At 38.9% G+C, this 25193-nt stretch carries 26 protein-coding genes and 1 pseudogene; 16 read left to right on the plus strand and 11 right to left on the minus strand.

Annotated elements, in window-relative coordinates; genetic code table 11:
• Positions 1-38: 38 nt before the first annotated feature.
• From BG55_RS12035 to BG55_RS22840, 3 genes are all read left to right on the plus strand, one after another.
• Positions 39-1205 (plus strand): restriction endonuclease, encoded by a 1167-nt coding sequence (locus tag BG55_RS12035; protein WP_034937977.1) that lies wholly within the window; start codon positions 39-41, stop codon positions 1203-1205.
• A gap of 569 nt (positions 1206-1774) precedes the next feature.
• Positions 1775-1903, plus strand: a complete 129-nt coding sequence (locus BG55_RS23410; RefSeq protein ID WP_268745059.1) for a hypothetical protein — start codon at positions 1775-1777, stop codon at positions 1901-1903.
• Positions 1904-2546: 643 nt separating this feature from the next.
• The gene (locus BG55_RS22840) at positions 2547-2723 is read left to right on the plus strand and encodes a hypothetical protein (RefSeq protein ID WP_160170852.1); all 177 of its coding nucleotides are present in this window, start codon (positions 2547-2549) and stop codon (positions 2721-2723) included.
• 180 nt (positions 2724-2903) lie between these two features.
• On the opposite strand, the gene BG55_RS12045 is transcribed toward BG55_RS22840, so the two are convergent.
• Positions 2904-4472, minus strand: coding sequence for an SIR2 family protein (locus tag BG55_RS12045; RefSeq protein WP_034937983.1), 1569 nt, complete (start codon positions 4470-4472; stop codon positions 2904-2906).
• Between the two features lie 263 nt (positions 4473-4735).
• Between BG55_RS12045 and BG55_RS12050 the strand changes: the two genes are divergently transcribed.
• The 6 genes from BG55_RS12050 to BG55_RS12080 all read left to right on the plus strand — a co-directional run bounded on the left by BG55_RS12050 (position 4736) and on the right by BG55_RS12080 (position 9441).
• Positions 4736-5356: a hypothetical protein gene (locus tag BG55_RS12050; RefSeq protein ID WP_034937984.1), complete on the plus strand. Its 621-nt coding sequence runs from the start codon at positions 4736-4738 to the stop codon at positions 5354-5356.
• Between the two features lie 836 nt (positions 5357-6192).
• Entirely contained in the window at positions 6193-6579 is a 387-nt protein-coding gene (locus tag BG55_RS12060) for a hypothetical protein (RefSeq protein WP_034937988.1), read from the plus strand.
• Positions 6557-7789 carry a relaxase/mobilization nuclease domain-containing protein gene (locus BG55_RS12065; protein WP_084276292.1) on the plus strand — a complete coding sequence of 411 codons (1233 nt, stop codon included), beginning with the start codon at positions 6557-6559 and terminating at the stop codon, positions 7787-7789. Before BG55_RS12060 ends, BG55_RS12065 begins: the two co-directional genes overlap by 23 nt.
• Before the next feature lie 243 nt (positions 7790-8032).
• The gene (locus BG55_RS22985; protein WP_034937990.1) at positions 8033-8617 is read left to right on the plus strand and encodes a DUF4755 domain-containing protein; all 585 of its coding nucleotides are present in this window, start codon (positions 8033-8035) and stop codon (positions 8615-8617) included.
• A gap of 3 nt (positions 8618-8620) precedes the next feature.
• Positions 8621-9001, plus strand: coding sequence for an SEN1984 family lipoprotein (locus BG55_RS12075; protein ID WP_034937992.1), 381 nt, complete (start codon positions 8621-8623; stop codon positions 8999-9001).
• A 113-nt stretch (positions 9002-9114) separates the two neighbouring features.
• The gene (locus BG55_RS12080; protein WP_034937995.1) at positions 9115-9441 is read left to right on the plus strand and encodes a hypothetical protein; all 327 of its coding nucleotides are present in this window, start codon (positions 9115-9117) and stop codon (positions 9439-9441) included.
• Here BG55_RS12080 and BG55_RS12085 read toward each other — a convergent pair.
• A complete protein-coding gene (locus tag BG55_RS12085; protein WP_034937997.1) occupies positions 9429-10220 on the minus strand; it encodes a DUF4225 domain-containing protein in 792 nt (263 codons plus the stop codon). The two genes, BG55_RS12080 and BG55_RS12085, sit on opposite strands and share 13 nt — an antisense overlap.
• An 82-nt stretch (positions 10221-10302) precedes the next feature.
• On the opposite strand from BG55_RS12085, the gene BG55_RS12090 reads away from it, so the two are divergent.
• Together BG55_RS12090 and BG55_RS12095 are read left to right on the plus strand one after the other, a co-directional pair.
• Positions 10303-10785 (plus strand): Hcp family type VI secretion system effector, encoded by a 483-nt coding sequence (locus tag BG55_RS12090; protein ID WP_034937999.1) that lies wholly within the window; start codon positions 10303-10305, stop codon positions 10783-10785.
• Positions 10786-10853: 68 nt separating this feature from the next.
• Positions 10854-11669 carry a hypothetical protein gene (locus tag BG55_RS12095; protein WP_034938001.1) on the plus strand — a complete coding sequence of 272 codons (816 nt, stop codon included), beginning with the start codon at positions 10854-10856 and terminating at the stop codon, positions 11667-11669.
• A 58-nt stretch (positions 11670-11727) separates the two neighbouring features.
• Here BG55_RS12095 and BG55_RS12100 read toward each other — a convergent pair whose 3' ends face one another.
• The 5 genes from BG55_RS12100 to BG55_RS12120 all read right to left on the minus strand — a co-directional run bounded on the left by BG55_RS12100 (position 11728) and on the right by BG55_RS12120 (position 16740).
• Entirely contained in the window at positions 11728-12147 is a 420-nt protein-coding gene (locus tag BG55_RS12100; RefSeq protein ID WP_034938004.1) for a hypothetical protein, read from the minus strand.
• A gap of 96 nt (positions 12148-12243) precedes the next feature.
• On the minus strand, positions 12244-12627 hold the full coding sequence (locus BG55_RS12105; protein WP_152542763.1) for a hypothetical protein: 384 nt from the start codon (positions 12625-12627) through the stop codon (positions 12244-12246).
• Positions 12628-12636: 9 nt separating this feature from the next.
• On the minus strand, positions 12637-14247 hold the full coding sequence (locus tag BG55_RS12110; RefSeq protein ID WP_034938006.1) for a hypothetical protein: 1611 nt from the start codon (positions 14245-14247) through the stop codon (positions 12637-12639).
• A complete protein-coding gene (locus BG55_RS12115) occupies positions 14244-15536 on the minus strand; it encodes a site-specific integrase (protein ID WP_034938008.1) in 1293 nt (430 codons plus the stop codon). The genes BG55_RS12110 and BG55_RS12115 overlap by 4 nt, the downstream gene beginning before the upstream one ends.
• Positions 15529-16740, minus strand: a complete 1212-nt coding sequence (locus tag BG55_RS12120; RefSeq protein ID WP_034938011.1) for a tyrosine-type recombinase/integrase — start codon at positions 16738-16740, stop codon at positions 15529-15531. Before BG55_RS12120 ends, BG55_RS12115 begins: the two co-directional genes overlap by 8 nt.
• 428 nt (positions 16741-17168) lie before the next feature.
• Here BG55_RS12120 and BG55_RS12125 point away from each other — a divergent pair, with 428 nt between their 5' ends.
• Complete coding sequence (locus tag BG55_RS12125; RefSeq protein ID WP_034938013.1) at positions 17169-18311, plus strand: DUF4062 domain-containing protein; 1143 nt, start codon at positions 17169-17171, stop codon at positions 18309-18311.
• A 485-nt stretch (positions 18312-18796) separates the two neighbouring features.
• Here BG55_RS12125 and BG55_RS12130 read toward each other — a convergent pair whose 3' ends face one another.
• From BG55_RS12130 to tssD, 3 genes are read right to left on the minus strand one after another with little or no spacing between them, the layout of a single operon-like run.
• Complete coding sequence (locus tag BG55_RS12130) at positions 18797-19252, minus strand: hypothetical protein (protein ID WP_034938015.1); 456 nt, start codon at positions 19250-19252, stop codon at positions 18797-18799.
• A complete protein-coding gene (locus BG55_RS12135) occupies positions 19249-19677 on the minus strand; it encodes a DUF2778 domain-containing protein (protein WP_338070025.1) in 429 nt (142 codons plus the stop codon). The genes BG55_RS12130 and BG55_RS12135 overlap by 4 nt, the downstream gene beginning before the upstream one ends.
• A complete protein-coding gene (tssD, locus tag BG55_RS12140; RefSeq protein ID WP_034938020.1) occupies positions 19628-20119 on the minus strand; it encodes a type VI secretion system tube protein TssD in 492 nt (163 codons plus the stop codon). Before tssD ends, BG55_RS12135 begins: the two co-directional genes overlap by 50 nt.
• A gap of 192 nt (positions 20120-20311) precedes the next feature.
• On the opposite strand from tssD, the pseudogene BG55_RS23245 reads away from it, so the two are divergent.
• The 4 genes and pseudogenes from BG55_RS23245 to BG55_RS12160 all read left to right on the plus strand — a co-directional run.
• Positions 20312-20701: pseudogene (locus BG55_RS23245) on the plus strand (STM2901 family protein); the annotation flags it as partial.
• 602 nt (positions 20702-21303) lie between these two features.
• Positions 21304-22071: a glycosyltransferase family 25 protein gene (locus BG55_RS12150; RefSeq protein WP_034938023.1), complete on the plus strand. Its 768-nt coding sequence runs from the start codon at positions 21304-21306 to the stop codon at positions 22069-22071.
• A 300-nt stretch (positions 22072-22371) separates the two neighbouring features.
• Positions 22372-22575: a hypothetical protein gene (locus tag BG55_RS23250; protein ID WP_034938062.1), complete on the plus strand. Its 204-nt coding sequence runs from the start codon at positions 22372-22374 to the stop codon at positions 22573-22575.
• Between the two features lie 71 nt (positions 22576-22646).
• On the plus strand, positions 22647-23414 hold the full coding sequence (locus tag BG55_RS12160; RefSeq protein WP_052018818.1) for a 4'-phosphopantetheinyl transferase family protein: 768 nt from the start codon (positions 22647-22649) through the stop codon (positions 23412-23414).
• A 73-nt stretch (positions 23415-23487) separates the two neighbouring features.
• Here the strand turns inward: BG55_RS12160 and BG55_RS12165 are convergent, their stop codons facing one another.
• Positions 23488-25140, minus strand: a complete 1653-nt coding sequence (locus BG55_RS12165; RefSeq protein ID WP_034938025.1) for a multidrug ABC transporter permease/ATP-binding protein — start codon at positions 25138-25140, stop codon at positions 23488-23490.
• Positions 25141-25193 lie beyond the last annotated feature (53 nt).

The following is a 25193-nucleotide window of genomic DNA, read 5'->3' on the forward strand; positions in this document are numbered from 1 at the left end:
CATGACTAAGCCTAATAATTATATAAGGAAATAGCCTAATGATTTATCAGTGTTACTCATGCAGCAAGACATCTTTCGAAATTATTTGTCCCTGGTGTTCTGGCGGAGTACCAACTGCAACGAATTCATGGGGCACAAAAACGCCCACCCCTATTACCTCAGAACAAATGATCCCTCTTAATCCCTCTTTTTATCCAGAATTTCAGTATCAGTCAAAAGGAATTATCAAAGACTTGTTCGGGAAAAAGAAAGAGCAGTCCCAACTCAATAGTCTCTTGCAAAATGTTTTAGATAAATATGCAACGTTTAAGGATCCTTATTTCACTAATTTCATTTACACAACAAAGTTTTCACATGATAAGCGATCAGAAAGTGATTTATCGGAAGACAAAAGCACTTATTCTGATTTTGTATTATTTCGTGAAGTACTTGTTCGAAAGGGGTTTAATGAATTGGAAGAGCTGCCAATGCTTTTGGACAAGCTTTTACTTACTACATCATTTAACGCTGTATATAACGGGTTTGCGAAAGAGATCAAAAGACATATCAAACCTACATTAACAGAATCTTTAAAATCATGGATTGAAGAAGCAGGAACGACATTTAGATCTGATCTATCATTGTTTCTATACTTTGTCTGGAGCAATAACATAGCCTTCTCTGCATTAGAATTCAATGAGAACGCACAAAACACTCCGGGCAAACCATTGATCTCAATTGATAATGTTAGAAAGTATATATCAATCTGTGAAACTATATATTTTGACATACTGGTAGAAAGATTGGCTATACGCCTTGAACATTTCAATCCCGATAAATATGTTAATATGTACTCAGTTGATTCAATGAATGGTTTTGAATTTGAAGACTTCTTAGTCAAGATATTCCAGACTCTTGGATACGATGTTAAAGAAACTAAGAGAACTCAAGATCAAGGTGCAGATCTATTTGTCACTCGTTTCGATAAAAATATTGTTATTCAGGCAAAAAATTATTCTGGCTCAGTTGGTAATTCAGCAGTACAACAAGCTATCTCCGCTAAGGCATTTTACTCATGTGACGAAGCAATGGTTATAACAAATTCATATTTCACCAATTCGGCCAAAGAACTTGCTGAATCAGCAAAAGTACGTTTGATTGACAGAAATGAATTACAGAAATACCTAGAAGATTACAACCAAAAAATAATAGAAGACTTCAAATAATCGAATAACTATAGTTTTCACGAAACTAATAGAGTTGATGTTAAACAAGACATTTAAAGAATTAGCACAACTTTTACTGCCTAAGTGCAAAATTGGAAAAGTAATTAAGGGTGGTTATCTAGTAATCTTGGACATACAATCCTGATACTACGCCACCCTGACCTTTAGAAAATAACAAATAAAGACCCGCACAGAGTATCTACAATAATTTAATTATCCGAATCTGGCTGTAAATCTTTTATTACTGACTCTCCGGCTCATTTTATTGTTGCAATTAGGACATAAATGTTGTTTACGACCTTCAATTGTCCAAGTGTAGTAGTTTCTTTTAAACAATATTCCACATATATCACATCTTCGTGGTTTCAGAATCGCGCCTATAATTGCCAATAAAATGACCCCACCAAAGATCCATTCCATAAATCCTCTCATAAAAAAAGCAGTCAATTATTAATAATAATTCTTTTATTATAGAAAAAATAATTCCTTCATTAGACTTGATAACACCTGCAAGTAAGTATATATCTATTCTTGAGAGATTTCCCTCTCGAACATATAGGATACCAATCATGTCACTTAAACCAGGACCAAAACGCATTGCTGAATCAACTGGCAAACCTGATCAGCGCCAGCGTGATAACAAAAACACGCCTGGAAATAATCCAGATCTGAAGCCTAGTAAATCTTCAAAAAAATGATTATTGTAAACTTAAACGCATAAAAGCCCTCCGGGGCTTTTTTTAATAGCGCACGCTCAGCCAGCAGTAAATTATCAAGTGTATTTTCACATTTTTCTCTATTACAATCTACTCTCAGCAACATATTTCGCAAGAATAAAAAAAATAAATATAAAAACGACAAAATAGTGCAATTGGACAAAAGAGCATTATAGCTGACTATCAGTTAAGATTTAAACAAAAAAATTTTAGCTTTCGATAAAAAGCAGAGTAAATTGCAATTTCTACTTAACTCAAATTATGGAAGCTTAATCGCTCCAGCTATCAATTTTTTAATTTATTAACTCAAACTGAGTTAACAGCACTTTTAAACATGGTAATGTCAATCTGCGTTAGAAAAAATCGTGTTAACGATTAAAAAAAAACCTCTGGAGATTGATATATGTCAAAAGTACCACTCGGAACCACTGGCACTACTGGCGGAACATGTCCTGAAAGTGGAGTATGGACTGTTGTTGGAACTCCTTCAACGACTGCGCCGATTGCAAAAAATAATCGATTCCCACCCTATAATGGTAAGTCGGTTACTTGGAAGCTAACCCAGTATGCTTAATAATTAGTGACCGCATTGCGGTCACTTTCAGCAATTTCAAGAGGACAAGAAATGAAATACACCGTGGCAGGAAAGAGCTTTCTTACAAAGGAATTAATTAAGAAAGAGGCTCAGCGCATCCTCAATAAAGGCACAATCGGAAATGCTGTAAAAGGAGAAGATTATGATTTTTTATTAAGTTTATTTAAAAACCATAGAGTGGGAAGAAAAGAGTCGAGGTGGATTTGAGGAAATTTTCACAGGAAAAGATTCACATGGCACAACATGCTTTTATTTAAAAAAGGAAAGCGACTTAGAAGATATCTCATTCATACATGCTATTAAATGCATGAAGCCTAATAAATGAGATACTCAATACTAACCCCTCACATTAAAAATACAGGGGCTAATAATTTGTATAGAAACTCTTCACACCCAGCCGTATTTTAGTTTATCATACAAACAAGCCAATTTTTTAAAGTAAGTTGCATAACTTGAATTATCAGGGTTAATTTTATCAATATTTGCAATAAGAAAATCTCGAGTAACATCAAGATCAATTTTATCCCAAAGGAATGGAATATAGATCGCAGCTGACTCAGGAGTACAGTGTTCAATTATATATTCAGTATCCTTACCTTTAAATTTTCTTACGTAAGACCGTAAATAAGTAGAACACTGGTAACTTTTATCTTGGCGGAGAACCCACTTATCTAGATTAAGAGAAGACCTTTTGTAGTCGTCGAAACTTTCAATATCTACTTCCTTTAAGTATTTGAAAACAGGTATGTTAGGCGAATGCTTTCCAGCATTAGGAATTACACTATCTAAAATACTATTGGCATGATATTTTTTATTACCTTTTAGCAAGTCTTCAAATAAGTCCAAATTTCGTATTTGTGTGTACCCGATCATGCCTACTTCGTCTTCTTTTTTCTTTGCGGCTGCTACTCCCACACCAACAACAAATTCAACATCTTCATGTTTTTCGACCTCATCAATATCTACTACATAGATCTTTTTCTCAGGCTCGTTAGATTGAACTAAATTATAAAGCTCTTCCTTACAGTACCTTAGTATTCTTGCTGGTATTTTTCTTTTATTTTCGTCTATGGCCTCATAAATTGGTAAAAAATCATCAGTTCGGATTAACGTAATAGGAATCTGTACGCCATCAATCGCAGTATAAGTTTCAGAGACTGTTGGTTCTTCGATACCTTCTTCTCGCTGAACAAATATCAAATTATTTCGAAGTTGATGTAGATTGTCGCTACCAATACATACAGAAATCGCACTAAGTAAATCACTAATATTTTTATCAGAAAGTGAGTAACCTAGAAAAACAACAGGATGCTCAACAAAAATTGTTATTAGCTTCGCTGCAAGATAAGGATTTTTTAAATTAAAATCCACATAATCATAGTCAGTTAAGACCAGAGACTTAGGTTTATGAGCGCTTCCGTGAATTTTATATATTTCGGCAATTGATTGTGGGTTTGAGAAAAGTAATTCGTTCTGCCCAGTATAAACCTTATAGTCTGGGAATAGCTGCTCAAGAAAACAGTCCCAATTTGTAGTAATAAGACCATCAACATTAAGATTCGACAGCAGATTTATTTCCTGAACATAGGGGCTATCGTTTAATGGTTTTTGAACAGCTTTAGTCAAAATATCACATATCTCAAAACGCATTGCAGAGGTTTTATCAGTAACTCTCTTACTGAATCTCTCACGACTCGCTGAATACAAATCGTCTGACCACCATTTATTATTAAAATCCTCAGCTATGAGTCTTGCTGCTGTAGGGTAAGTGCCATCACCGCTTGAAAGGTAATACTCAAATGGCTTTTTTACAGTGCAAAAAATTGATAGCAATGTAGCCCAATCAGGCAGCCCTATGTATCTTCTTGAAAATCCAGAACCTACGAATAGGAATGGCCCAGCACTGCGATTATTAAAGATTTCAATCAAAGCGGTTTTAAGCTGAAAGTTATTCATATTTTCATTCCTATCCCTTAACTTTCCATAACTATGACACAAAAAAAACCACAAGAAAATTAATTTAATAACATGATTTAGTTGATAAAATACATGTTGACATTTATGATTACTTGACAAGACTATCTATTAAACATTAAAAAAACTGTACTCCGCCCTGGAAAAATCTTACAACTCCTGAAAAAAGTCTAGTAATTACAGTGTGATAGCTAGTTCACCTTATGCATTTACAATATTTGATATCAATTGTTTATGGAGGAAATATGAAAGAAAATGAACAGACAGGAAATGGTCACGTTTCAAATGCAGCACCTAACGATATAGATAAGGTATGCGCAGGAATAGTTACTGCAGAAGGGATTATTGACGGACTAAGTATTAAGTGTGATGTTCATTTGAAATATGAATGTAATAACACAAAGCAACCACCTGAAGATATAAAATTAAAATCACTTAATCCCTCTAAGTTGAATTTTTATTTTGCAAGCCTTTTGAGCGCTATGTTTTTGGCAATGGTTGTAGATTTTGTTTTCGATAAAAACAACCATCTAACCTTGTTCTTCTTACCAATTGTTGTAGGGTTAATTTTATTTATATTTATTGACCAAAGTCCTACTGCAGATATTAAATATATCAAAAAACTAGTAGATACTGTAACTTTATTATCATCCACAATAACCGCATGTATTTTAATTTTTAAAACAGTAGATGTATCTAACCCATATTTGGATCTTATCTATAACTTACAAAACTTAGGTATATTCGGCTTTTTCATGAAAGCTCTATTGTTTATTTTTCTTTACCTCATAGTTTCTGCTTTTGCAATATCAGCAACAATTAAATGTTGTTTATCTTATAAGGATTACATTGAACATAAAGTTTGAAATTTAGATTCAAAATGACTGTGGCAACGGTAATATTAGTTGCCGCCATTTTATTTGAAGTATGGCATAATAAAAACCTTATGCACAATCACACTTACTATTGTCACTCCAAAAAGCACTCCAAGTATAATTGCCGAATAATTATAATAATCATGGTCTACATTATATTTAAAAGCGAAAAACACTAGTAATAGCAGTGCTATAAAATCTAACACAAGCATCTGATTTATAAAAGCTCTCATTTCTTTGATAATATTGGCACCCATAATAAACCTTATTAGTTAATAGTTATATTCTTTAGTTACCACAAGAAATATCAAACATCAAATTTATTCAATGAACTTTCATGGTTATTTATATCTGCAACTCAAGCAAGGGCTAACTCAGCGAAGCTGAGTAGCCTTGCTTTTTATGCCTTACAGTTTAAAAAGGGTAGACCTAAAAGCTTCAGGCTTAAATGAGCGAAATTAATTAACAATGTGTATTAGGCATTGAATTTTTTATAATTATACCGATGCAGAACAATTCAAGAAAGGTCGAGAGGCCACCTTGCGGCAGCCTCTCCAGTTCCCCATATATGGGGCAAATTAATAGTTAACTATATAAATTCAAAAATATCATTACGTCGATATCGTTGAAATTACAATTATGTTTTACATCATAATAAAAAATTGTCAATACTAAAAAACCAATTTCTTAAGTACCAGCATAAAATAAATTTAACTTTAGCATATATATAAATTACCACGCACCACATTGACACAAATTCTATATCATATATAAGTAATTTAAGCATAAGGAAAATGCTTATCTATATAATTAGAAAAGGAGCTTCTATGGATACCACCTATCAACCTCCCCTTGCAGAGAATCTACGTATTCATTGCGTCAGTGTCAGACTGAATAACTCAGAGCTAAATACTTTGGATCATGAGCGTAAACAATACGCCAAAGGCGAATGGCTTCGTATGTGCTTCATGAAAAATCAACCTGTTGTCGTTCCTGAGATCAACAGAACAGCATGGAAAACGTTTGGCGAAATAAACCACAGGCTAAACGAGATTGTTAATCACCTCAACGCGAAGCAATCATGCAGCCCTCTGACAAAGACAGAACTCTTTGCTGTGAAGCGTCAAATCACTGATCTTCGCTCTCGCCTCATTACAACCGATCTTTGGAGTATCCCCTCTCATGAAGGGCATGCAGAAGATCAAACGCGGTAAGAGCTTCGCCGGAGTTGTTTTGTACGCGTTAAAGCCTGGAACTCACCATAAAACTGACCCGGTGGTCGTAGGGGGGAACATGCTGGGTGCTTCAGCACCTGAACTGATTAATGAGTTCAGCGCTTCTGCTTCACTTCGGACAGACGTTGCAAAAGCAGTGTGGCACAACTCGCTCCGCCTGCCACAGGGTGAATCCCTCACAGCGAAGCAGTGGGTTTCATTTGCTGACGACTATATGAATCGAATGGGGTTCAGTGAGACGCACCTGCGCTGCTATGTCATACATGACGACGAGGCCGGCCAGCATATTCATATTATTGCCACCAGAGTCGACCTGGTAGGAGGGAAGCTCTACCTGGGCAGAAATGAAAATCTGATTAGTACACGGGTAATTCATGAACTCGAGTCAGCACATGACCTGACCAGAACCAAAGGTCCTTCCCCTTCACATAGCCCTTCCCCTGTCAGGAAGCGTAAGAAGCTATCACGAGGTGAGCAACAGAAAGAGAAGCGCGAAGGTGAGCCAAGCCCCAAGACGTTCCTGCAAAACACTATCGACGAGCTATTAGCAACTGCCAGTGACATTCCACGCTTTGTTGAAGCACTCCATAAGAACGGTATAACGCCCGTTCCCAATATTGCCAGTTCTGGCCGCATGAATGGTTTTTCGTTCGAATACTCCGGTATAGCTTTCAAAGCCTCTCAGTTAGGTAAAGCTTACTCATGGGCGACTCTACAAGAGAAGCTCCGCTACGCACCTGAGCATGACAATCCCCTGCTCTTAGCTTTGAAAGCTTCGGCTAAAGGAAGTACTGAGGCGAGTGAGTCAGTCACAGAGGCTACGAAAGAGGATACTACGCCGTCATTGACTGCTGCCATGACAGAAGAAGTTACTACGCGTCCTCCACAGCGCGAACATAGAATTGAGACAGCGGAAACCTGCGAAGCACAGACGCCTGCCAGCACTGTGCTTACAGCACCGGGACAAGCCAACAACAATGGCTACCTCATGACAGCAGTCATAAAGTGGCTACTGAGCATTCCTTACCTTCAAGCCTTTGCAAAATTGCTTAAAGAGACAGGTAAAACATTTCTCCACAGAAAATCCTCATTTTCCGTTATCAATTCGTTGAGGACAGCTGAACCTGACGTCAAAACTTCAAACGAAACACCTGAAGACTTTTCAAAAAGCTTATACACGCCTCACTAATCAAGCCTCTGAAGAACATCATCTTTCCCGTCTAAGCGCTTCAAAACACAAAACAATCGATCGTTTTTACAGATCAATCAACAGCCATATGATAGTCCATACCTATCAAATAAGATCTATCGATCGGTACAAGTGATTTGCTTAAGTTTTGAGCTTGCTCAAAAATGCCCAGTAAAAGCAGTGACCAATCAGCTAGTTACAGACATGACTACCTTCAACTATTGGTTTTAAAAGGAATTCAACATGAGCAGCATGAGTATGAGAAAACCCTCTTACTTCCGTTCAATCAGAGTGTGGTTCACAATCGGCGTGGCCGTTTTAATCGTCCTCAAAGCAAAATCCACTGACGCTATGGGTATGCTTATCCTTTGGTGCATTCCTGCATTTTTCCTTCTGGTAACTGCAGGGATTAGCTACAAACACAAGAAAGACAATGCTTCTACATTCGATTGCTTCAACGAAGGCAATGACGGCTTCTGGAGCCATGAATTCAACGACTCAAAGCTACTGCTAAGTGAGAAGCAGCAAACTATTACGCTCAAGAATGGTAAGAACGAAAAAACGTATCCGTTTAGCTCTGTAATCGGTTGGCGATACAATTTGGAATCTGGTGGCTATGACGGGGGATTTGGAACCGGCGCTATCAGACAGCAAAATCTCAACAACTCAGGTCTTTTCATTGAAGTTAAGGACGTCATGTTTCCCGAATGGCAGATCAGGTTCTATCCGCAAAAAGGGAAGTTTCACCAGGACACGGGTTATAAAGATATGGAAATGCAAATTAAACGCTGGTTGAGAGTTCTTTCTCAGGTTATTAACAAGGAATAAATAATGAAAGCTAAGGTTGCAAGAGCTTTATTAACTATTATCGTTTTATCCGGTTGTGCGTCAACAGCAGGGAATCAATCAATTAAAAATGAGACGCAGCAAAGTATTGCGTCAAAGATTATGAAAGGTCGAACTACTAAGCAGGACATTTTGCAGCAATTCGGTGAGCCAACGCGTAAAACCACCGTTGATACTAATGAAGACATGTGGTTTTACTCAATCATGAACTCCAATATGTCAGCAACGTCGTATATCCCAATTGTAGGACTATTCTCGAACGGAACTGATATGAAAAGTAAAAATCTGACTATCACATTTGCAGGTGACAAAGTCGAGAACTGGTCTTTCAGTGAGAGCAACGATTCAGTTCATAACGGACTTTAAAGAACTCTTAATGGCTAAGACCTCGGGTTTAAACCTGGGGTCTTTTAGTTTGTGTTAAGCACAGCTTATCGGTTACAATCCTGAAATGTTCTTATGTTTCACGGATAATGGATATGAATAAACTACAAATCGAACAACTTTTACGACAGGAAGGGTTCACACCTAAAGAAATTTCCGTGATTCGTCAACATGCTGAGAAAGACGCCTACCCCTATCCTTGGTTGTTATCTCAACTGTCAAAGAGATTTATTGTTTCCATTATCCTGCTGATCATACTTTTCGCAGGCTTTATCTTCACATTAAGCCATGGTACTCATGAGAGCCTTGTCTCTTACTCGATTACGTTTTTAATAGGTTTCGGAATCATGTATGTTTTTGTTCCATTGAAACCTGCATTTAAAGCGTTCAGATTCATGAGAAAGCATGGTCATTCATTATAATTATCACTGATTGATTTGATTGCCATGCCGTCGTTATAAACTTCAATAAACAACTCTTTTCTACTCATTTCCTTGATACCGCGAACGTAGTCAGTGTTGAGGAAGTAGAAAAGTCTCCAAGCCTCCGGTTTCTGAACCAGACGAACAATGCCATACACCGATAGCGCGAGATCCATTGAGCTATAGGCTATCTGTCCGACCTTTTGATCAAAGCCCAAAAATTCCGCAGTAGCTACATAGCCCTGCTTCAGCAGCCCTTCGCTATCGCTTTTGCCATAAATCAGATTCTCAACTGATTCCTGAACACCGTTTAACCCATGGAGAACTAACATTCCGCCAAAAGCCGTTCCAATGATTGTTCCGGTAGCAAGGGAAGCGCCAACGACCGATACTCCGGCTATGACCTGCAGACCACTTAGAACTACACCTACTCCATTTATCACATAGCCCCAGATATCTCCCTTCTTGACGAGCTCAACTGACGCATGTACAGCAGCTGTACCAGCACGAAGCATTCTGTCCTGAATCGTTAGATATTCATTTTCCTTTTTCAGATTCTGTATGCAGTTCTGGCACTGCTCATCTGAAGATCCTGACCGGATTATGTTAAGTTGAGCATTCACAAAAGCTTTGACATCGTCCTGAAACTGCAAGCGATTAAGCCCGTCTTTAAGATAGATAAGAGACAGGTGATTAGCATGAGCAAGAAGCTGATTTGCCTCGGCATTAGCCATCGTCAGGAAGTAATCTGCGAATCTGTTCGGTTTCCAGTAGTCCATGACTGACCCTTTATGTCATTATGTTTATCTATAAGTTTATTTAATCAGATAAGTTTGCTGAGTTAAAGAAAAAGGACCAATCATGAGTACTGATCTCTTCTTAAAAATCGACGGCATTACAGGTGAATCTCAGGACAGCAACCACAAAGGCTCGATCAACGTAGACTCTTTCACATGGGGTGCAACGCAACCTGGTAATATGTCAGTTGGCGGCGGCGGCGGCGCTGGTAAGGTTCAGTTTCGCGATCTAACAGTACAGACCCAAATCGACAAAGCAACACCCGCTATCATGCGATACGTCTCAAACGGCAAGCATATCGGCAAAATAGAGCTATCAGTCTGTAAAGCAGGTGGCAGCCAGATAGAGTATTGCCGTATAACTCTGGAAGACGTATTAATCACAAACGTAACATTCCATGGTACGACAAATCGTGACCTTATCGGATTGTCCTACCAGTTTCAGGCTTCAAAAGTCAAAACCCAGTATTGGGAGCAATCCTCTACTGGCGGCAAAGGCGCAGAAAGTCAGTCGGGTTGGAATATTAAAACCAGCCAAGAAATTTAGCGCTTATCTTTAATCTTTTAAAGTATAGAATTTTTTACGCCCAACGTAACGAGAAGTTAATATCGCATATGAAATATATAATTTTGATTGTTCTTTTTATATCCACTTTCTGGTGTTGGCATGCATTCCCAGATTACAGTCCACTAAAAATGCTAACCTCTCCTACCACAAATATCAATGAAATATTCGCTGATTCATTTAATCTTACAGTAGGCATGTTTAAATATAATTTAATTTCTGCCAGCTGGATTACTTTTATCATTTATAGTTTTGATTTTGTTACGTCCACTCTGAACTATAATACGCCATACATGCGTAAATTATATAAGAGTTGCAGGCTTGAAGTTGCAACTCTTTTCATAATATCACTAATTACTTTTTTTATATTCTGGGATTCGAAGAATACTTTCACTAATTCAAGTGTAGACATTGCTATGGCTGGCTTAAGCTTTATGATAGGCGCTCATTACAACTTTCTAAAATTATTTAAATTTAAAATTGGTAGAGTTAAATATCCAATTAAAATTGCAGCTTTGATCAATATTTTCATGGGTGCATTTTCATTTTACATCATTGTGATTACAAATGACATTGCAATGGGTAGGTTCAATATGGAACAATCTATTTGGTTACAAATCACAGTAATAACTTATTCTTTATCACTTTATTTTTCCTCAAAGTATATTTCTTATGTAATTAAGACTAAAACATTAGGCGTGTCTCCTATCATTCTTGAAATTCTTAAATCTCTAAAACCCAATAATAATATGTATGAAGACCTTGCTAAGGGAGTAGATATTTGGAACAAAAAAAGCAGAGAGGAAAAAGCAATAGCCAGCTCCAAGCTTAGAAAAAGAAACTCCAAAAAAAGAAAGAGAAAATAACGCCTAATTGTATTCTTAATTGATTGCTGCAATCCTATAATTAATCAAATATGGAAAGTCAAAGCCTCTTGCCTTTCCGTTTTTTCTTGTTAGGTGATACTTGACTCAATAGGACCGATTTCTCGTACTTAACCCTTTCTGCCTGATAGATCCCCTCTGCCTCCTGTTCATTATCAATCGCATAGTGAATGAGATATCTAAAGAAGTATGTTAGCTCATGCTCAAACCCTAAGGTATCAATGATACGCTTTGAGCTACATTTAAGTGCATTTGAAAGCATAGATATTATAGTAAAGCGGTCAATTGTGCTGTTCATCTGATCAGGTAGATAGTATTTGATATAATAGCCTACACAGAAGAGCCACATGTAACGCACAATTCTACTGTGATCAAAGCCAGACTGTTTTAATTTTTCAACATATAGTTGTAAAAGAAGAAGCAATTTCTCTTCTTTTGAAAGAGTATTATATTTTTTCATAGTTGCATCCTTGCGATAATCGTCATCCTGACGATTAAAAATTAACATAAAACCTTAACTAGTCAATATGTGAAATCTATCAATTTTAGTTTACTATCAGCTTCTTTGTGTTACATCGCACTCACGTATATTATGTCTGCTACAAAATAAAAGGAGCTTATTTATATATTCTCTTTGAGCATCGATAATTTTGGCGCTATCTTCAATTTTCTTTTCAAGCCGTTCAATCCGCTCAGCAGCAACCTGAAGATTTCCTGGACGCACTTGGCATTTTAACTTTGATTTGATAATACCTTTCTTGACTTCAAATGCACTTACGATGTCTTTGTGCATGTATAGTGCTTGTCGAGTTGGACGTCTGCCAATTTTCTTAGTGACACTATCGCACAATCTTTCCCAGGTTATCTTATCTTGTAAAGACCAAGAATTTATAGATTCAATTATCCTTCTCTTGTCATTGTTTGTAATTCTTCTTGCCATGTAAGCCACCTATATTTTACAAGTTTTGAATATTAATTCCTCATTCGCCCACTTATCCGCACCGTAAACACCAGAACCACTATCTTTATCCGATGTTTTTATTAAATATTCAAATTTTTCTTTCAAAACTTTATTATTTTTATCAAATCCCGGATACTTTCCACATGGAGCCATTGCATAATCATGCTCACAATAACCATTGTCCATAATCATAAACGCCCCGTGACACTGATAAAAATCTAGTTCCGGTTCTTTCACACGCTCCTCTTTATTATTTTTTAAGTCCAATAGAGTGTTATTCTCAGAAAGCCCCTCTGGTATATTCTCCATGAAATCCATAGCGTGTTCTTGTGAAACATGGTTATAACTATTATTTTGAGAAACATTTTTCCTTCCAGACCAGCGAGCTATCTCGAAATCTGTCATTCCACCTAAATATGCAATAGTGTTTAATAAATGACGAGCTTGGTGAGAATTAACAAATAAACTTTTATTTTCTGAATCAGAGTATTTGTGCCTAGCAAATATGTTATTTTTGTTATAACGTGAAATATCATTATTAAACTCAACTGCATTAGCAACTCTAAGAGAAAAATAGTCTGTTTTCCTCTTAGAACTAAAACAATACTTGTGCTGTAAGCATAACGCATTAAATTGCACCGGTGTAAATCCTTTCGCTAGTCCATATTTAATGGCAGAGCTTTTATTTTCGAAGTTATTACATTCTAACTCTTTTGCCAGCTTACGTGCATTCTCAGATAGTTTTTTTAAACGCGATATAGCTTTCTTAGCTATAGGAACCATAATGGTCGGGATCCATTTTATATTTGCTCCATATCCTTTTAGTGAGAATAACCGAAGCCCATATCTCATTACCCCATTGTGATCCTCTGAACAGAGTTCACAATCAAAAGGCAATGACAGTATCTCTGTTATACGTGAAGGTGCACACATGAGTAAAGCAAACACTGAACTTGTAAATAAATCTTGCTCACTTAAAAGGCAATCGTCTTTTGCAAAGATTGCAGCTAAAGCCTCTATTGATTTCAAACCAGACAATTTCCCTTCGGGACTTATCAGACACTCAAAACTTTCATACAGTTCAGGTGAAGGTTGCCTGGTTTTATTCTTCCAGCAAAAGTAGTGTTTATTTAGAAATCCCTTTTGAAAGATAATTTCAGAAATCTTTTCCAGATTAACTGATATCTGAAATGCAGTATTCCTTTTATATAACTTCTTTGCTCTTTGATAAGCATAATCGAACACATTCTCGTTAATCAAGCAAACGTCTGCACAATTGCATTTCTTATTTAGGGAGAATTCTAAAAGCCGTAGAGCAGCTATCAAAGCTGTATAGCTCTTTGAGGGATTTAAAATGTGCTTGTGAATGATAATTGCTTTACTAAAGTCACAAAATTTTTCATTCATATATTTCAATTTATTGGGTTTTGAATCTTCATCTTTTAACGATTTAAAAGTACAGAATCCATTCCATTTGTTTTCTTCCCAATGGAATGGGAATTTGAAACGCTCAAATATATTCTTGGCGTCAGTAATGTAATTATCCAACCTTTCTAATGGATTGCGATTTTTATCAACGACATAAAAATTATTTTTCATTCTACCCTCCATGGATTAAACCTTTTACAGCCATGGCAAGGGTTAGAAGCCTTCTCACTTTTGATACTTTTAAGAGAATCAGGCTTTAGAGCATTCATTAAAACGTCGCCACTAAAAGGCCTAATCCCCATAAAGACTTCCGCTATATCTTTAAGATAAGGAGTAACTGCTTTATCAATCACTTCAGCATTCCCTGGCTCATTTTTAATATATATTGCTGCACATGCTGTTGAGGTGTGGTCTAAAGCAACTGCTATTTCTTGAACACTAGCCCTATTCCTGGCCATTTTAGTACCCAATGTATATCTAAATCTGTGAGGGTTCAATTTAATAATTTTATTTGTTCTTTCTGAAATTACATTATGAACACTTGCAAATTTATTTAATTTATAAATCAAGTTTGACCGCCCAATCGTCAACTGACTGATCGAGCCTTTTAAAGAACTATTCATTAGTAACTTTTTATTTAAAAACAACGGGGCCTTTCTAAGTTCACTTAAAGGAATATCCTTGAATCCATGCTTCTTTAAGAAGTCAAGATTATCTTTTACATGCCTGTTAAGTTGATTACAAAGTTTTTTTGATACTTTGACTGTACTGTACAACTCTCTTGGACCTGGCCTCTGTTTCGCCCTCTGTATACTTAGAATTCTCACTCCACCTTCTTTAAATATATCTTTCATTCTGAGGTTAAGTATTTGTGATATTCTTCTGCCAGTAGTTAATAGCAACTGAATTATTAAATAACATTCGTTATCTAGACTTTTTTCCTTCCGTGCTTTTCTGGAAATGAGAGATATTTTCCTTATCTCCTTATCTGTAAATGGCCCTCTTTCAGGATCCATAGATCCAACTACTTGACCTGGTGGTTTCCCTTTTGATTTCATTTCCTTGAAGAAGGTATATGCTTCATCATTTACACCAGCTAATCCAAGATCGAACCATTTGATCATGAAAATTTTCGTATTTACTGTATACCTATAGTTTTTAATATTAAGATTTGCTTTTAAATCCCATGCAAATTCTTTGTTAATTTCTTTTGGAGAAAAAAACTTAAAAACATAGAGTAAGCTTTGAAAAATACTTTTTAGGTATACCAACGAATAATTTTCCGCATAAAAAATCAAAGTTTCAATCATTCCTGCCTGCAAATCAAAATGCACTTTTTCAAGCAAGCTTGTCACGTCCCTCTTAAGATAATTGCTCAAATAACTGATTTGTTCTGTAATCGCTTCGTTATTTTTATTATCTTCTTTGGACAGTTCCATTTTTTCTTTTAACTTATTCATTTACAAGCTCCTTTAATTCATTTTGAATTCTATCTTGAACTAACGCTAAAATTCTGTTGGCTTGTTCTCGAACGTATGTAGCATTATAAACATTCGACATTTGTGAATAAGGGGTCCAGCCCATTGCATAAGATCTAATTAACTCTGTACTGAGACCATTTAACGAGAAGTTTAAGTTTTCGATTTTCACTGAAAATTCATAGTTCCAGGTGTGTCTAAGCGAATGACCTGAAAATTCTTTCAAGATAGGGTCATGCTCTCTGATTTTTTGAATAGTTTTTTCATACGAACTAACGGACATAGGCAATCCCGCTTGTTTTCCACCCTTGTGACTTATAATTAAAAAATCATGCGGTTTCTTGCCAATATAATTTCTTCTCTCTGTTTGTATGTACTCAATAACTTTTCCAATGACCCATTCACTCACCTTCATTTTTCTACTCAATGTTTTAACTACGGGCTGATTAACCCTAGTATCAAATATATCCCCATGTCTTCTCATAATTGAAATGGTGCTTTTATCAAAATTAATATCGCTGATTCTTAAATTTAGCAACTCACCTTTTCTCATACCGAGTGAATAAAGCAAAATGATAATAAGCTCATTTCTTTTCCTGACGTTTTCACTATAAATATTGCTTGAAGAGTTAGCGCCAACATATCTGAATAAAACTTTTTTCTGAGTGCTGTCAATTGCTTTTCCATCGTCCATATAATAGGTATCTGCGATCTTCTTTCTGGGTGTATATCCATTCAACATTTTTAGAAATAGTCTTGCCTGACTGTCATTGTGAGCTTCGCTTCCTATTAAATACTCACATAACCATTTGATATATTTAAATGCTATTTTTACTCTATAACATTTAGTCCCTGAACCTACCTCTCTGTGATTAAACTCGTATATATTACCCTTAGCTTTTCTTTTAGACATATAAGTAATAATGTCTTTTATGTCTTCTCTTGCCAGAAAACACTTGTCGTTGATTACCTTTTCAAGATCGATATTCTTTTTTTCAAAATAATCTAATAGCATTATTATGACTTTTGCTACTGCTAGTCTTGTAGAAGCGGTGTATTTGTCATTTACTATTTGACTTACCAGATACAAATTAGGATAAACTACAGGCTTTAAACTACTGTGTATTATTTGGCATGATCTCGTACCGTCATTCATTATAAAATTTTTAACTACATACTTATTCATTTCTACCTCCCGGTTTTTACTTTTTAATTAACTCCGGGAATCTATATTTTATTATTTTTAACTTTGCAAATTTTTTTCTTATTAAATTATCTCGAATTGCATTCTTATTGCTTTTTTTAAGTCTAATTTTACGTTTTATTATTCACTCAGATAAATAGACTTTCTCCTGAGTAATTACCATAAATATCTTTAAACCCCTTGAGAATAAAGGATTCTTTTCTTGCATTTTGAAAATATGTAAATTTCAATATACTTAAAATGCTATTATTTACGTTTTATTTTTCAACCGAAAAAAAATTTTTACATCGACCATCCGATTTTTATCATAGCTAAATTTAAGTCAAATTTCTTTGTGTGCTTTTTGTACTAAACTTATAGTTGCTTTGTCCCTCAAACTTTTCATTAAACTTTTATAAGTAGGGAAGCCTATGAACATCTTCATTAGTTCACTGATATCTGGGTTTGAAGAAAATCGAATTGCAGTTAAACGAGCCATTTCGATTCTTGGTCATAAGCCTATCATGGCCGAGGATTTCGGTGCGCGTTCTGACTCTCCCCAAGTCACTTGCCTCAGAGGAGTCAGAGAAGCAGACGCTGTAATCTTGATACTCGGCTCTCGCTATGGAACACCACAGCAAAAAGGTTTGTCTGCTACTCATGAAGAAGTACTAGAAGCTCGTACCACTAAGCCACTGATTATATTTCTTGAAGCAAATATTCATCCTGAACCCGAACAAGAAAATTTGCTAAATGAAGTGAGTACCTGGGAAAAAGGACTATTCCGAGAGGAATTCAGTTCCGCTGAGGACCTGTTCGAGAAATGCCTTAAGGCCATTAGTCAGTTACAGCTTGCTCATGCACAATCACCAGTTGACCCAGAAGGGTTGAAAAAGCGAGCCATAACGAATTTACCTAAGGAAAATCAGAACTATTTCCTTAGCTCAGTCAGACTCCAAATCTCCATAGCAGCAGGCCCTGACACGACAATTATCCGTCCAGCTCAAATGGGTTCTAAAGCACTGATAGACATCATGTCGCAGGAAGCTCTTTTTGGAAACAATTCGGGAATCGGACCAATTTTCGACAGGCAGTCTGGAGTTAACGATAGTTTAGATAGCGACTCGTTATGTATCAGCCAGAGTCAAAATCGCGACGTGCATAACTTGGTCAAGCTTTCCCCCTCAGGGGACATACTTCTGATCCTTTGCATGCCAATGCAATCAGGTGGTTTGCCGGTAATACTCGAGGAAACCGAACACGAAATCTTGTTAAAGGGCTTTGACTACGCCTCATGGCTTCTGGCAGAGATAGATAAAACGCAACGGCTGACTCATGTTGTTCCCGCCGTGAGCATAGCAGGAGCTTCCTCCGCTGGCTGGCGCACCATTGCTGAACACCAGGCTAGTCCAAACTCAATGCAGTCTTTCGGTATGGGTCAAAGCAAGGAACCTGTGCTTTTAAGTCCTGCACACATTGTCAGACAGTCATTTGCTTTGTCGTCAGATCGGAATACTTACGTTGAAGACTTCGTAGCCCTTCTGAGACGTATGTGGAAAGAACAAAGGTATTAAGATTGCAGCCGACCCTATGTCTGAGGCGAGGAAAAATGCATGTCCGAGCTTAAGGCCAAGTAATGGGCCTAGAGTCAGAAAATCAAAATCTGCATTTCCTGATATAAATCATTGATTTATTGAAACTAGCTCCAGTGATCTCGTGCCGACCAAATACATATTCTGTTAGTACCGCTTACTGACGGAAACCCCCACTTAGAACCGCATTCTCATTGAGTTTGCGGTTTTTTGTTGCCTGACGTTATCGGGATTGACCGTTCACAGAAGGAAATTTTAGCCAGATGCTGAGTTGTATCCTCTCCAACAATAGAATAATCAGATGGAGAAGCTACTGCTGGCAATAGGTTATGATGTTTACTGGTAAGGCTCGCAACAACAAAATACGAGCTTCTGCTATTAAAACTCTCACGATGCCATTATGCCGGAGTGAGAATTCATCACAATCGGTAGCTTTGAGGGTATGAAGATATCACTTTAAGATATCGCTATTTTTGAGCCTGTTTTGTTTCTTCCCAGATACCTTCAAGATTCCACAGGCACGCAGCTCCTGTAGGTTCATCCAGTAGCGCAAGCCTGGTATTGGCATAATACATATCAGCGCTCTTACCTGGTTTAACAACCTTCAATACACAAACAATATCAGTGCCGCGCATTTCAGGGTATTTTCCAGAGTCCAGCACACGCAACGTTGATAATACGCCTTTAGTATTAATTGGGAGCGCCGTGGACAGAGCATCTTCCAGTTGAGCAGCTTGTTGACGATTAGCCTTTGATGCAAGTAAGGGTACGACAGTTAGCCAGTCTTTTTCACCTGCTGCTACTTTGCGGGCGATATATTGCCAGTCAACAACCGATAGATTGTCTTTGGTTGCTGATTCCGGTGTTGGTGCTGCGAATACAATAACAGGCAACATCAGAAGGGTTATAAGCAGGCATCTCATCGGATAACTTCCAGCAGTGCACCATGATCATTGCTGACTAACAAGCGCGTCCTGGGTCCCATGATGATGCAACCTGCGGACGCAAAGCCCGGGGTGCCGTGACGTTTTTCACCATGCATACGAAAAGTACTCATATCACGGGCGTATGAATTACCACGGATGTGGATCAGCGTGATGGTCAGCGGCCCGTTACCCGTGCCTGTACTGCCAATTTTCCATGTTCCTCGTGGTATTGGTCCCATTCCGCGTACCTGTTCACGGTCTGGATTGTTCTTATTGGTTAATACGCCGGAATAGCCTCTTTCAATGAATTTATTGTCTCTAAATAGTTCGCCTGTACTTTGTCTGTAAGTCCAGTGTGCCATATTGATTTCCTTATGCAGTTTTTCGTTCTTTCCAGCTATCAGCGTGCTGAATGTTTCCATCAACATAGTTCCAGGTGATTTTTTCGTAGCGCAGACCGACATGTTCAATATGCCCCTGTTTTTCGAAGTCTGGATCTTTGGTGTCGTACATGACAGGAATAACATGGCAAACTTTCACATTTTCGAGCTGCACGTTGAAATATTCTTCTTCCTGCCCGTTATTGTTGATGCGGTAGTATTTGAACACGGCACTTTTAAGGGTACGGCCTGTGGTCAGTGCGCGATACAAAAGCGGGGAGGATGGATCTATTTCTTTTTCGAAGGTGTAGGCTTCATGCTGACGTGTTCCAGTGGCGGCTCCCGTCATATCGTCAGTGGGGATAAATACATCGTGCTGCATACCGATCAGCTCAATGCTTCCTTCACGCCCGTTAACATCTACGCCACCTTTCAGTAACTTTGCACCTTCCTCGTAAAGCCATAAGTAGACTGGTATAGCCATGTTGAAACTCCATTTCAATCAATAAATGTGTTGAATCTACACCTGAAAAAATCCGGTGATTTGATTAATGTCAATTTAATCCTGTCTTTGAGAAGGATTGAAATTACAGTACGGGACAGTACTGAGTTTGTAAGTTAACTACTTGATGATTGTAAATTTATTGCTGAGGCTCTCTACACGCTAAGGGACTATATGGATACCGTAGAGCAACTCAATGAAACCTACCTCTACGCCCTCAGGACTAATCTCACTGCTTCTGAACTTCTGTTTATAATTTTTGTGAGAAAACTATTGAACACTTTGGTCTGGGGTGGCTGATTTTGGCGCTGTCGCAGCCATCGTTTCAGGAAGAAACACACTTCCACAAGAGGAAAATTTGCAGATGCAACCAAAGGGACATCTCATGCTTCCCGAGCCGCGAGAGCCGTATTCAAAAAAGCTAAATTTCCATTTGGAATACCACTACCTACATGGCCTGGGAGACACACACCATGGACAGCAAGAAAGGTAATGGTTCGCAATATAGCTCCATTCGTTGGAAGGTCTGTTCCCCTGCTGGGTATAATAATTCTTACTGCTGATGTTTCAGAAATTATTTAGCGGACAATTCGTGACTACAATAGGATAGCGCGAGCTAAGGACAGATTATGCCAGATGACATGGCTTTACTGATACCAAAAATTTTTTACGCTGATGTATATCAACAGAGATAAATATACGCCTGTAATAACATCAGCGCTTTCTGGTGCGGAATGCCATTCTTTTATCAGGCAACTCCCTGACATCCGGCTCATGGATTTCAGATATCAGTTTTTATCAAAAAAATTTAACTTCTTAACACGCATTAATTACGATGTTATTAAGACTGAAAAAATCGTGAAAAATGAAGCGTTTCTTTCGCCTCCTGACAGCAATAATGACTATTTTCTGAAAATAAAAATATATTTATAGCGTTTAACGGCGATTTATTAAAAACCATTATAATGAATTTATCCTTTATCTGACCCGACAGCCTGATCCTCTCTACGAATCAACAGCGACATGCAGTGATTAGCATTTATTCCTGCTGAAAAGAAGTGATAAGATTGATCGTCTTGCCAGACAGTGCAGGATCACTGTCGGTATCGGGTAAGCCCGGCAATCGTGAACCGGATTTCACGCTCTTTCGAAAGGAATCGTCAGCTATGCAAACATTTGTGATCAATTTAAAACGGCATGAACAAAGAAAGGTCAGCATCAGTTCACAGTGTGAAAAATACGGGCTGAATTATAAAATAATTAATGCCATAGATGGAAATGACCTTCCCGAAGAGATCTTAAACTCAGTCACCTGGGAATATTACAAATGCCATCTGTCGAAAGGCGAAATAGGTTGTGCACTCAGTCACCTGCACATCTATTCATCTATCCTGGCCAGCAACCTTGATTATGCTCTGATTCTTGAAGATGACGCAGTGCTGAACGAAGAGTTAATTCCCAACCTGACAACAATCAGTACCATAATCAGCAATAAAAAGGCGGAAATTTTCCTTTTATCACAGGCCGACGCGGTTAACAGATATATCAGAAAAAAAACCAGCCCAGGCAAATTTTATTATCGTCTTTCTTATGGTAGCGGCGGACACGCCTATATTATTAACAATATTGCTGCAAGAAAAATCATAGAATGTAATTTACCTGTCAAGTTTGAAGCAGACCGCTGGACTGATTTCCGTGAATCTATTGGCCTTAAAGTATGGTGCTGTGAAAAAAGCATCATTAATACGTCGGCATCATTACATGAAAAATCAAGCCTTGAAGCAGAAAGGAACAGCAACAGAGATAAAAGAAGTGCCTATCGTCACAGGATCAAAAAAATGCAAAAATTTTATCAATTGAAACGTTTTCGCAATGTCATTATAAACAGAATAGGAAAAATTAATTCTGTTAACAGGATAATTCAACAACAATAAAAACAACTCTGTTGCAGACAGATTTACGCGATACTTCAGCATCGGGCCTTAGTTGATCATGATATTTTATTTTCTTATTTTTGTTACGCTGTTTTGTTTAACAGGATTGCTTTTCAACCACTTCAGCCATAATTCAAAGACAGATGATGAACAATACGAGGAGTGTCCTTATGATTAGCACTGAAGGCGGCTGTCATCACGCTTAATTTGCCGAGCCTTAATAAAAATGTCACATCTTTTTGCCAGACTATAGCCAGAGCGTGAAGAGAAGCCCCTTTATCACACAGGCCATTGAAAATGATTATTGTTAAGGCAAAAAATTGTAGAGACGCTGAAGAAATGCTCAATTCTGGTATCAGTAAAGTTGAACTTGCCTGTGATATCAACAGTGATGACTTTTTCCGGCTTGCCAGCCACTGGTGCGATCGTGGAGCAAAAATCTTCCGAAAAAATAACCATTTTGTTATTTCACTCAAGGGGTTCAGCATCCCGCCCAACGAATAATTTTGCTCTTTGCCATCAACTTTCAAATCTGCTTAAATCATCGCGTGACCAGCTGAGCAGGTTCGAAAGCAGTGAACAATCAACAAAAAACCAGTATTGAAATCTTTGCCACAAATCCAGAGCTCTCTTTCCCGGACACTGACTTTTTACAGGACATCGTCCTCTCCTCCCCTTCCGGACATTCTGACGTCATTCTGATGCAGGCAAGTTACAACCTGTCATCTTTCGGGGAAGGTCTGTTCAGTGATTTTGCCGTTCCACCGCCTGCTCATCTTACACAGGCAGTGAGAAAGCGTCGGGCTGAATATCTTGCAAGCCGGGTCTGCGTGCGCCACGCTCTGACTCTGATGGGCGTCAATGACTTTATACTGGAAAATGATGCTGACCGTTCACCGGTCTGGCCCGCTGGCATAGTGGGTTCACTTTCCCATACCGACAGTTCTGTCCGCCTGTTAGTGGCCCCTTCCGCGAGCGGTAAACTGCTCGGCATTGACTGCGAGCATGTCATCGAGGAGTACACTGCAAAAAAGATGCAGGACATGATTGTCAGTGCGCAAGAGCTAAAGGTTTTGCAGCAAAGCAGATGGCCTTATGGTCTGGCGCTGACCCTGGCCTTTTCTCTGAAAGAGAGCCTTTACAAGGCATTGTATCCACAGATACGTCAGTTCATGGATTTCAACGCCGCAGAAATTACAACCTGCGATGAAGAGGCCGGTTTGATGGTAATCAGACTGGCCCGTCATTACTCAACAGATTTTCCGGCAGGTCGGCTGTTTACCGGCCACGTCCAGATTCAGCAGAATCAGGTGCTGAGCTGGATTATCGCCCCGCAACGCTAGCAACATTCATGTCAAACCTGTCCTGACGAAGCGTTGTGCCGTAAATCGAGTTCAGCCGTAGCGCACAGCACGGTTAAGCCTGTAGATCGGTTCGTCGCACAGCATCGAGCGTTGCCAGCTCCCTCTCCTGCCCGGTCAGTTCGCTGAGTTGCCCGTTACGCATTTCTAACAGACGATCGGCATGCAGGAAATAATTATCATCATGACTGATGGCAAACACCGTTTTGCCCATACTTTTCAACCATGGCAACAGCTCACGATAGAAAATCCGGCGAAAATGAGGATCCTGATCGGCTGCCCACTCATCCAGCAGTAAAATGTCCCGCTCTTCCGCCGCCGCCAGCAGTAATGCCAGCCTTTTGCTCTGCCCCTTTGATAATTTCAGATCCAGCACCCGGTTCCCTTCCAGTTTGATTTTGTCCTGCATCCTGAGGCGCTCCAGCCACTGGCGGACTTTTTCTGTATCTGCCGGTTGCCCGTGTTGGTCGATCAGCCGGTCAAAGAGATGTACATCCGTGAACACCGCAGAAAACAACGCACGATAGCTCTCATTATTTTTTGTATCGATCGGTTCCCCATCCAGCAGAATCTGTCCGGATACCGGCAGGTAAAGACCGGTTAACAGCATCGCCAGGGTAGATTTCCCACTCCCGTTGCCGCCAATCAGGAATATCAGTTCACCGCGTCGCAGGGTCATATTAACCGGCCCGGTACTGAAGCCACTTTCACCATAGCGATAAACCAGATCGCGCAGCTCAAGGGTATGCCAGTTTCTGGCCGCAGCAGGTGGCATAAAATCGGGCTGATAATGTTCCAGTTCCCAGTCATTTAGTTTTTTGAAGGCAACCTGAGCGCTCAGTAGCACGGGTAAAGCGCCAACCGCCGAAAGTAAAGGCGTTCGTAAAAACAGCAGCGTCAGTGAATAGGTTGCAGCAACGGCATTATCAGCCCAGCCAAGAATGTTAGCCATGAAGAACACCACCCCAATCGCGCCTAACATCATGATGTTCGACCAGTTCACAGCACTGAGGTGAAAAGTATCTGCCCGGACGATATGGTGACGAAAACGCAGGGCATCCTGCTGATAGACCGTTTCATAAATCTGTTGCGCACGCTGACGGTTCAATGCCAGCTCCTTGCGCCCATCAATGATGGTCTGGTAGTCAGTATATAAATGGTCTTCAATATCGCGAAGCTCGGCCAGATGCCGGTAAACTTTCGATACCAGAAACCAACCGCCGGCAATAGTCACTGCCAGCCAGGCGACAGTCACCAGTAACATGTTTGCTGAAAGCCAGGCCAGATACATCGCTGAGCCTACTGCCAGGATGATGCCCTGAATAAGTTCCGGCAAACGTACAAATGCCAGCGTAATACTGCGTACATCACTGGTTAGCGTAGCCAGTAGCTGTGGACTTCCAATCTGCTCTATCTTCTCAACATGCGTATCGAGTATGCGTTTAATAAATTCGCCGCGCAGCCGGTAGACAAAATGGTGGCCGAGCAACGTTAACGCCAGTTGCGAGGCCAGGGTTACCGCCATCAGCAACAGCAAAAGGCCAAGAAATTCAGGTAAAACGCGCAGTGAACTGCCCAGAGAAACAATCAGCTCACGATTGATAAAGGCGATCAGTCCTATACCTGATACAGCACTTAACAGACTGAGAATAATGACCGTAACAAAAGGCCAGCGATACTGCCGGTAGACAACGTGAAGCAACTCCATGGCACCATCCAGATAGATTTATTGCAGCCAGCAGTGTAATCAGAAGTCAGACG

The sequence above is a fragment of the Erwinia mallotivora genome, assembly GCF_000590885.1.
GTDB classification, from domain to species: Bacteria; Pseudomonadota; Gammaproteobacteria; order Enterobacterales; family Enterobacteriaceae; genus Erwinia; species Erwinia mallotivora.

What these genes read in the sequence shown, in the direction of transcription:
- BG55_RS12105 (WP_152542763.1), bottom strand. Translation starts at nt 12,627, where the DNA reads ATGGCAAGAAGAATTACAAACAATGACAAGAGAAGGATAATTGAATCT.
- BG55_RS12115 (WP_034938008.1), bottom strand. Translation starts at nt 15,536, where the DNA reads ATGAATAAGTTAAAAGAAAAAATGGAACTGTCCAAAGAAGATAATAAA.
- BG55_RS12045 (WP_034937983.1), bottom strand. Translation starts at nt 4,472, where the DNA reads ATGAATAACTTTCAGCTTAAAACCGCTTTGATTGAAATCTTTAATAAT.
- BG55_RS12100 (WP_034938004.1), bottom strand. Translation starts at nt 12,147, where the DNA reads ATGAAAAAATATAATACTCTTTCAAAAGAAGAGAAATTGCTTCTTCTT.
- tssD (WP_034938020.1), bottom strand. Translation starts at nt 20,119, where the DNA reads ATGGCTATACCAGTCTACTTATGGCTTTACGAGGAAGGTGCAAAGTTA.
- BG55_RS12035 (WP_034937977.1), top strand. Translation starts at nt 39, where the DNA reads ATGATTTATCAGTGTTACTCATGCAGCAAGACATCTTTCGAAATTATT.
- BG55_RS12135 (WP_338070025.1), bottom strand. Translation starts at nt 19,677, where the DNA reads ATGGAAACATTCAGCACGCTGATAGCTGGAAAGAACGAAAAACTGCAT.
- BG55_RS12060 (WP_034937988.1), top strand. Translation starts at nt 6,193, where the DNA reads ATGGATACCACCTATCAACCTCCCCTTGCAGAGAATCTACGTATTCAT.
- BG55_RS12125 (WP_034938013.1), top strand. Translation starts at nt 17,169, where the DNA reads ATGAACATCTTCATTAGTTCACTGATATCTGGGTTTGAAGAAAATCGA.
- BG55_RS12110 (WP_034938006.1), bottom strand. Translation starts at nt 14,247, where the DNA reads ATGAAAAATAATTTTTATGTCGTTGATAAAAATCGCAATCCATTAGAA.
- BG55_RS22985 (WP_034937990.1), top strand. Translation starts at nt 8,033, where the DNA reads ATGAGCAGCATGAGTATGAGAAAACCCTCTTACTTCCGTTCAATCAGA.
- BG55_RS12075 (WP_034937992.1), top strand. Translation starts at nt 8,621, where the DNA reads ATGAAAGCTAAGGTTGCAAGAGCTTTATTAACTATTATCGTTTTATCC.
- BG55_RS12065 (WP_084276292.1), top strand. Translation starts at nt 6,557, where the DNA reads ATGCAGAAGATCAAACGCGGTAAGAGCTTCGCCGGAGTTGTTTTGTAC.
- BG55_RS22840 (WP_160170852.1), top strand. Translation starts at nt 2,547, where the DNA reads ATGAAATACACCGTGGCAGGAAAGAGCTTTCTTACAAAGGAATTAATT.
- BG55_RS12120 (WP_034938011.1), bottom strand. Translation starts at nt 16,740, where the DNA reads ATGAATAAGTATGTAGTTAAAAATTTTATAATGAATGACGGTACGAGA.
- BG55_RS12130 (WP_034938015.1), bottom strand. Translation starts at nt 19,252, where the DNA reads ATGAGATGCCTGCTTATAACCCTTCTGATGTTGCCTGTTATTGTATTC.
- BG55_RS12085 (WP_034937997.1), bottom strand. Translation starts at nt 10,220, where the DNA reads ATGGACTACTGGAAACCGAACAGATTCGCAGATTACTTCCTGACGATG.
- BG55_RS12095 (WP_034938001.1), top strand. Translation starts at nt 10,854, where the DNA reads ATGAAATATATAATTTTGATTGTTCTTTTTATATCCACTTTCTGGTGT.
- BG55_RS23410 (WP_268745059.1), top strand. Translation starts at nt 1,775, where the DNA reads ATGTCACTTAAACCAGGACCAAAACGCATTGCTGAATCAACTGGCAAA.
- BG55_RS12050 (WP_034937984.1), top strand. Translation starts at nt 4,736, where the DNA reads ATGAAAGAAAATGAACAGACAGGAAATGGTCACGTTTCAAATGCAGCA.
- BG55_RS12165 (WP_034938025.1), bottom strand. Translation starts at nt 25,140, where the DNA reads ATGGAGTTGCTTCACGTTGTCTACCGGCAGTATCGCTGGCCTTTTGTT.
- BG55_RS12080 (WP_034937995.1), top strand. Translation starts at nt 9,115, where the DNA reads ATGAATAAACTACAAATCGAACAACTTTTACGACAGGAAGGGTTCACA.
- BG55_RS12090 (WP_034937999.1), top strand. Translation starts at nt 10,303, where the DNA reads ATGAGTACTGATCTCTTCTTAAAAATCGACGGCATTACAGGTGAATCT.
- BG55_RS12150 (WP_034938023.1), top strand. Translation starts at nt 21,304, where the DNA reads ATGCAAACATTTGTGATCAATTTAAAACGGCATGAACAAAGAAAGGTC.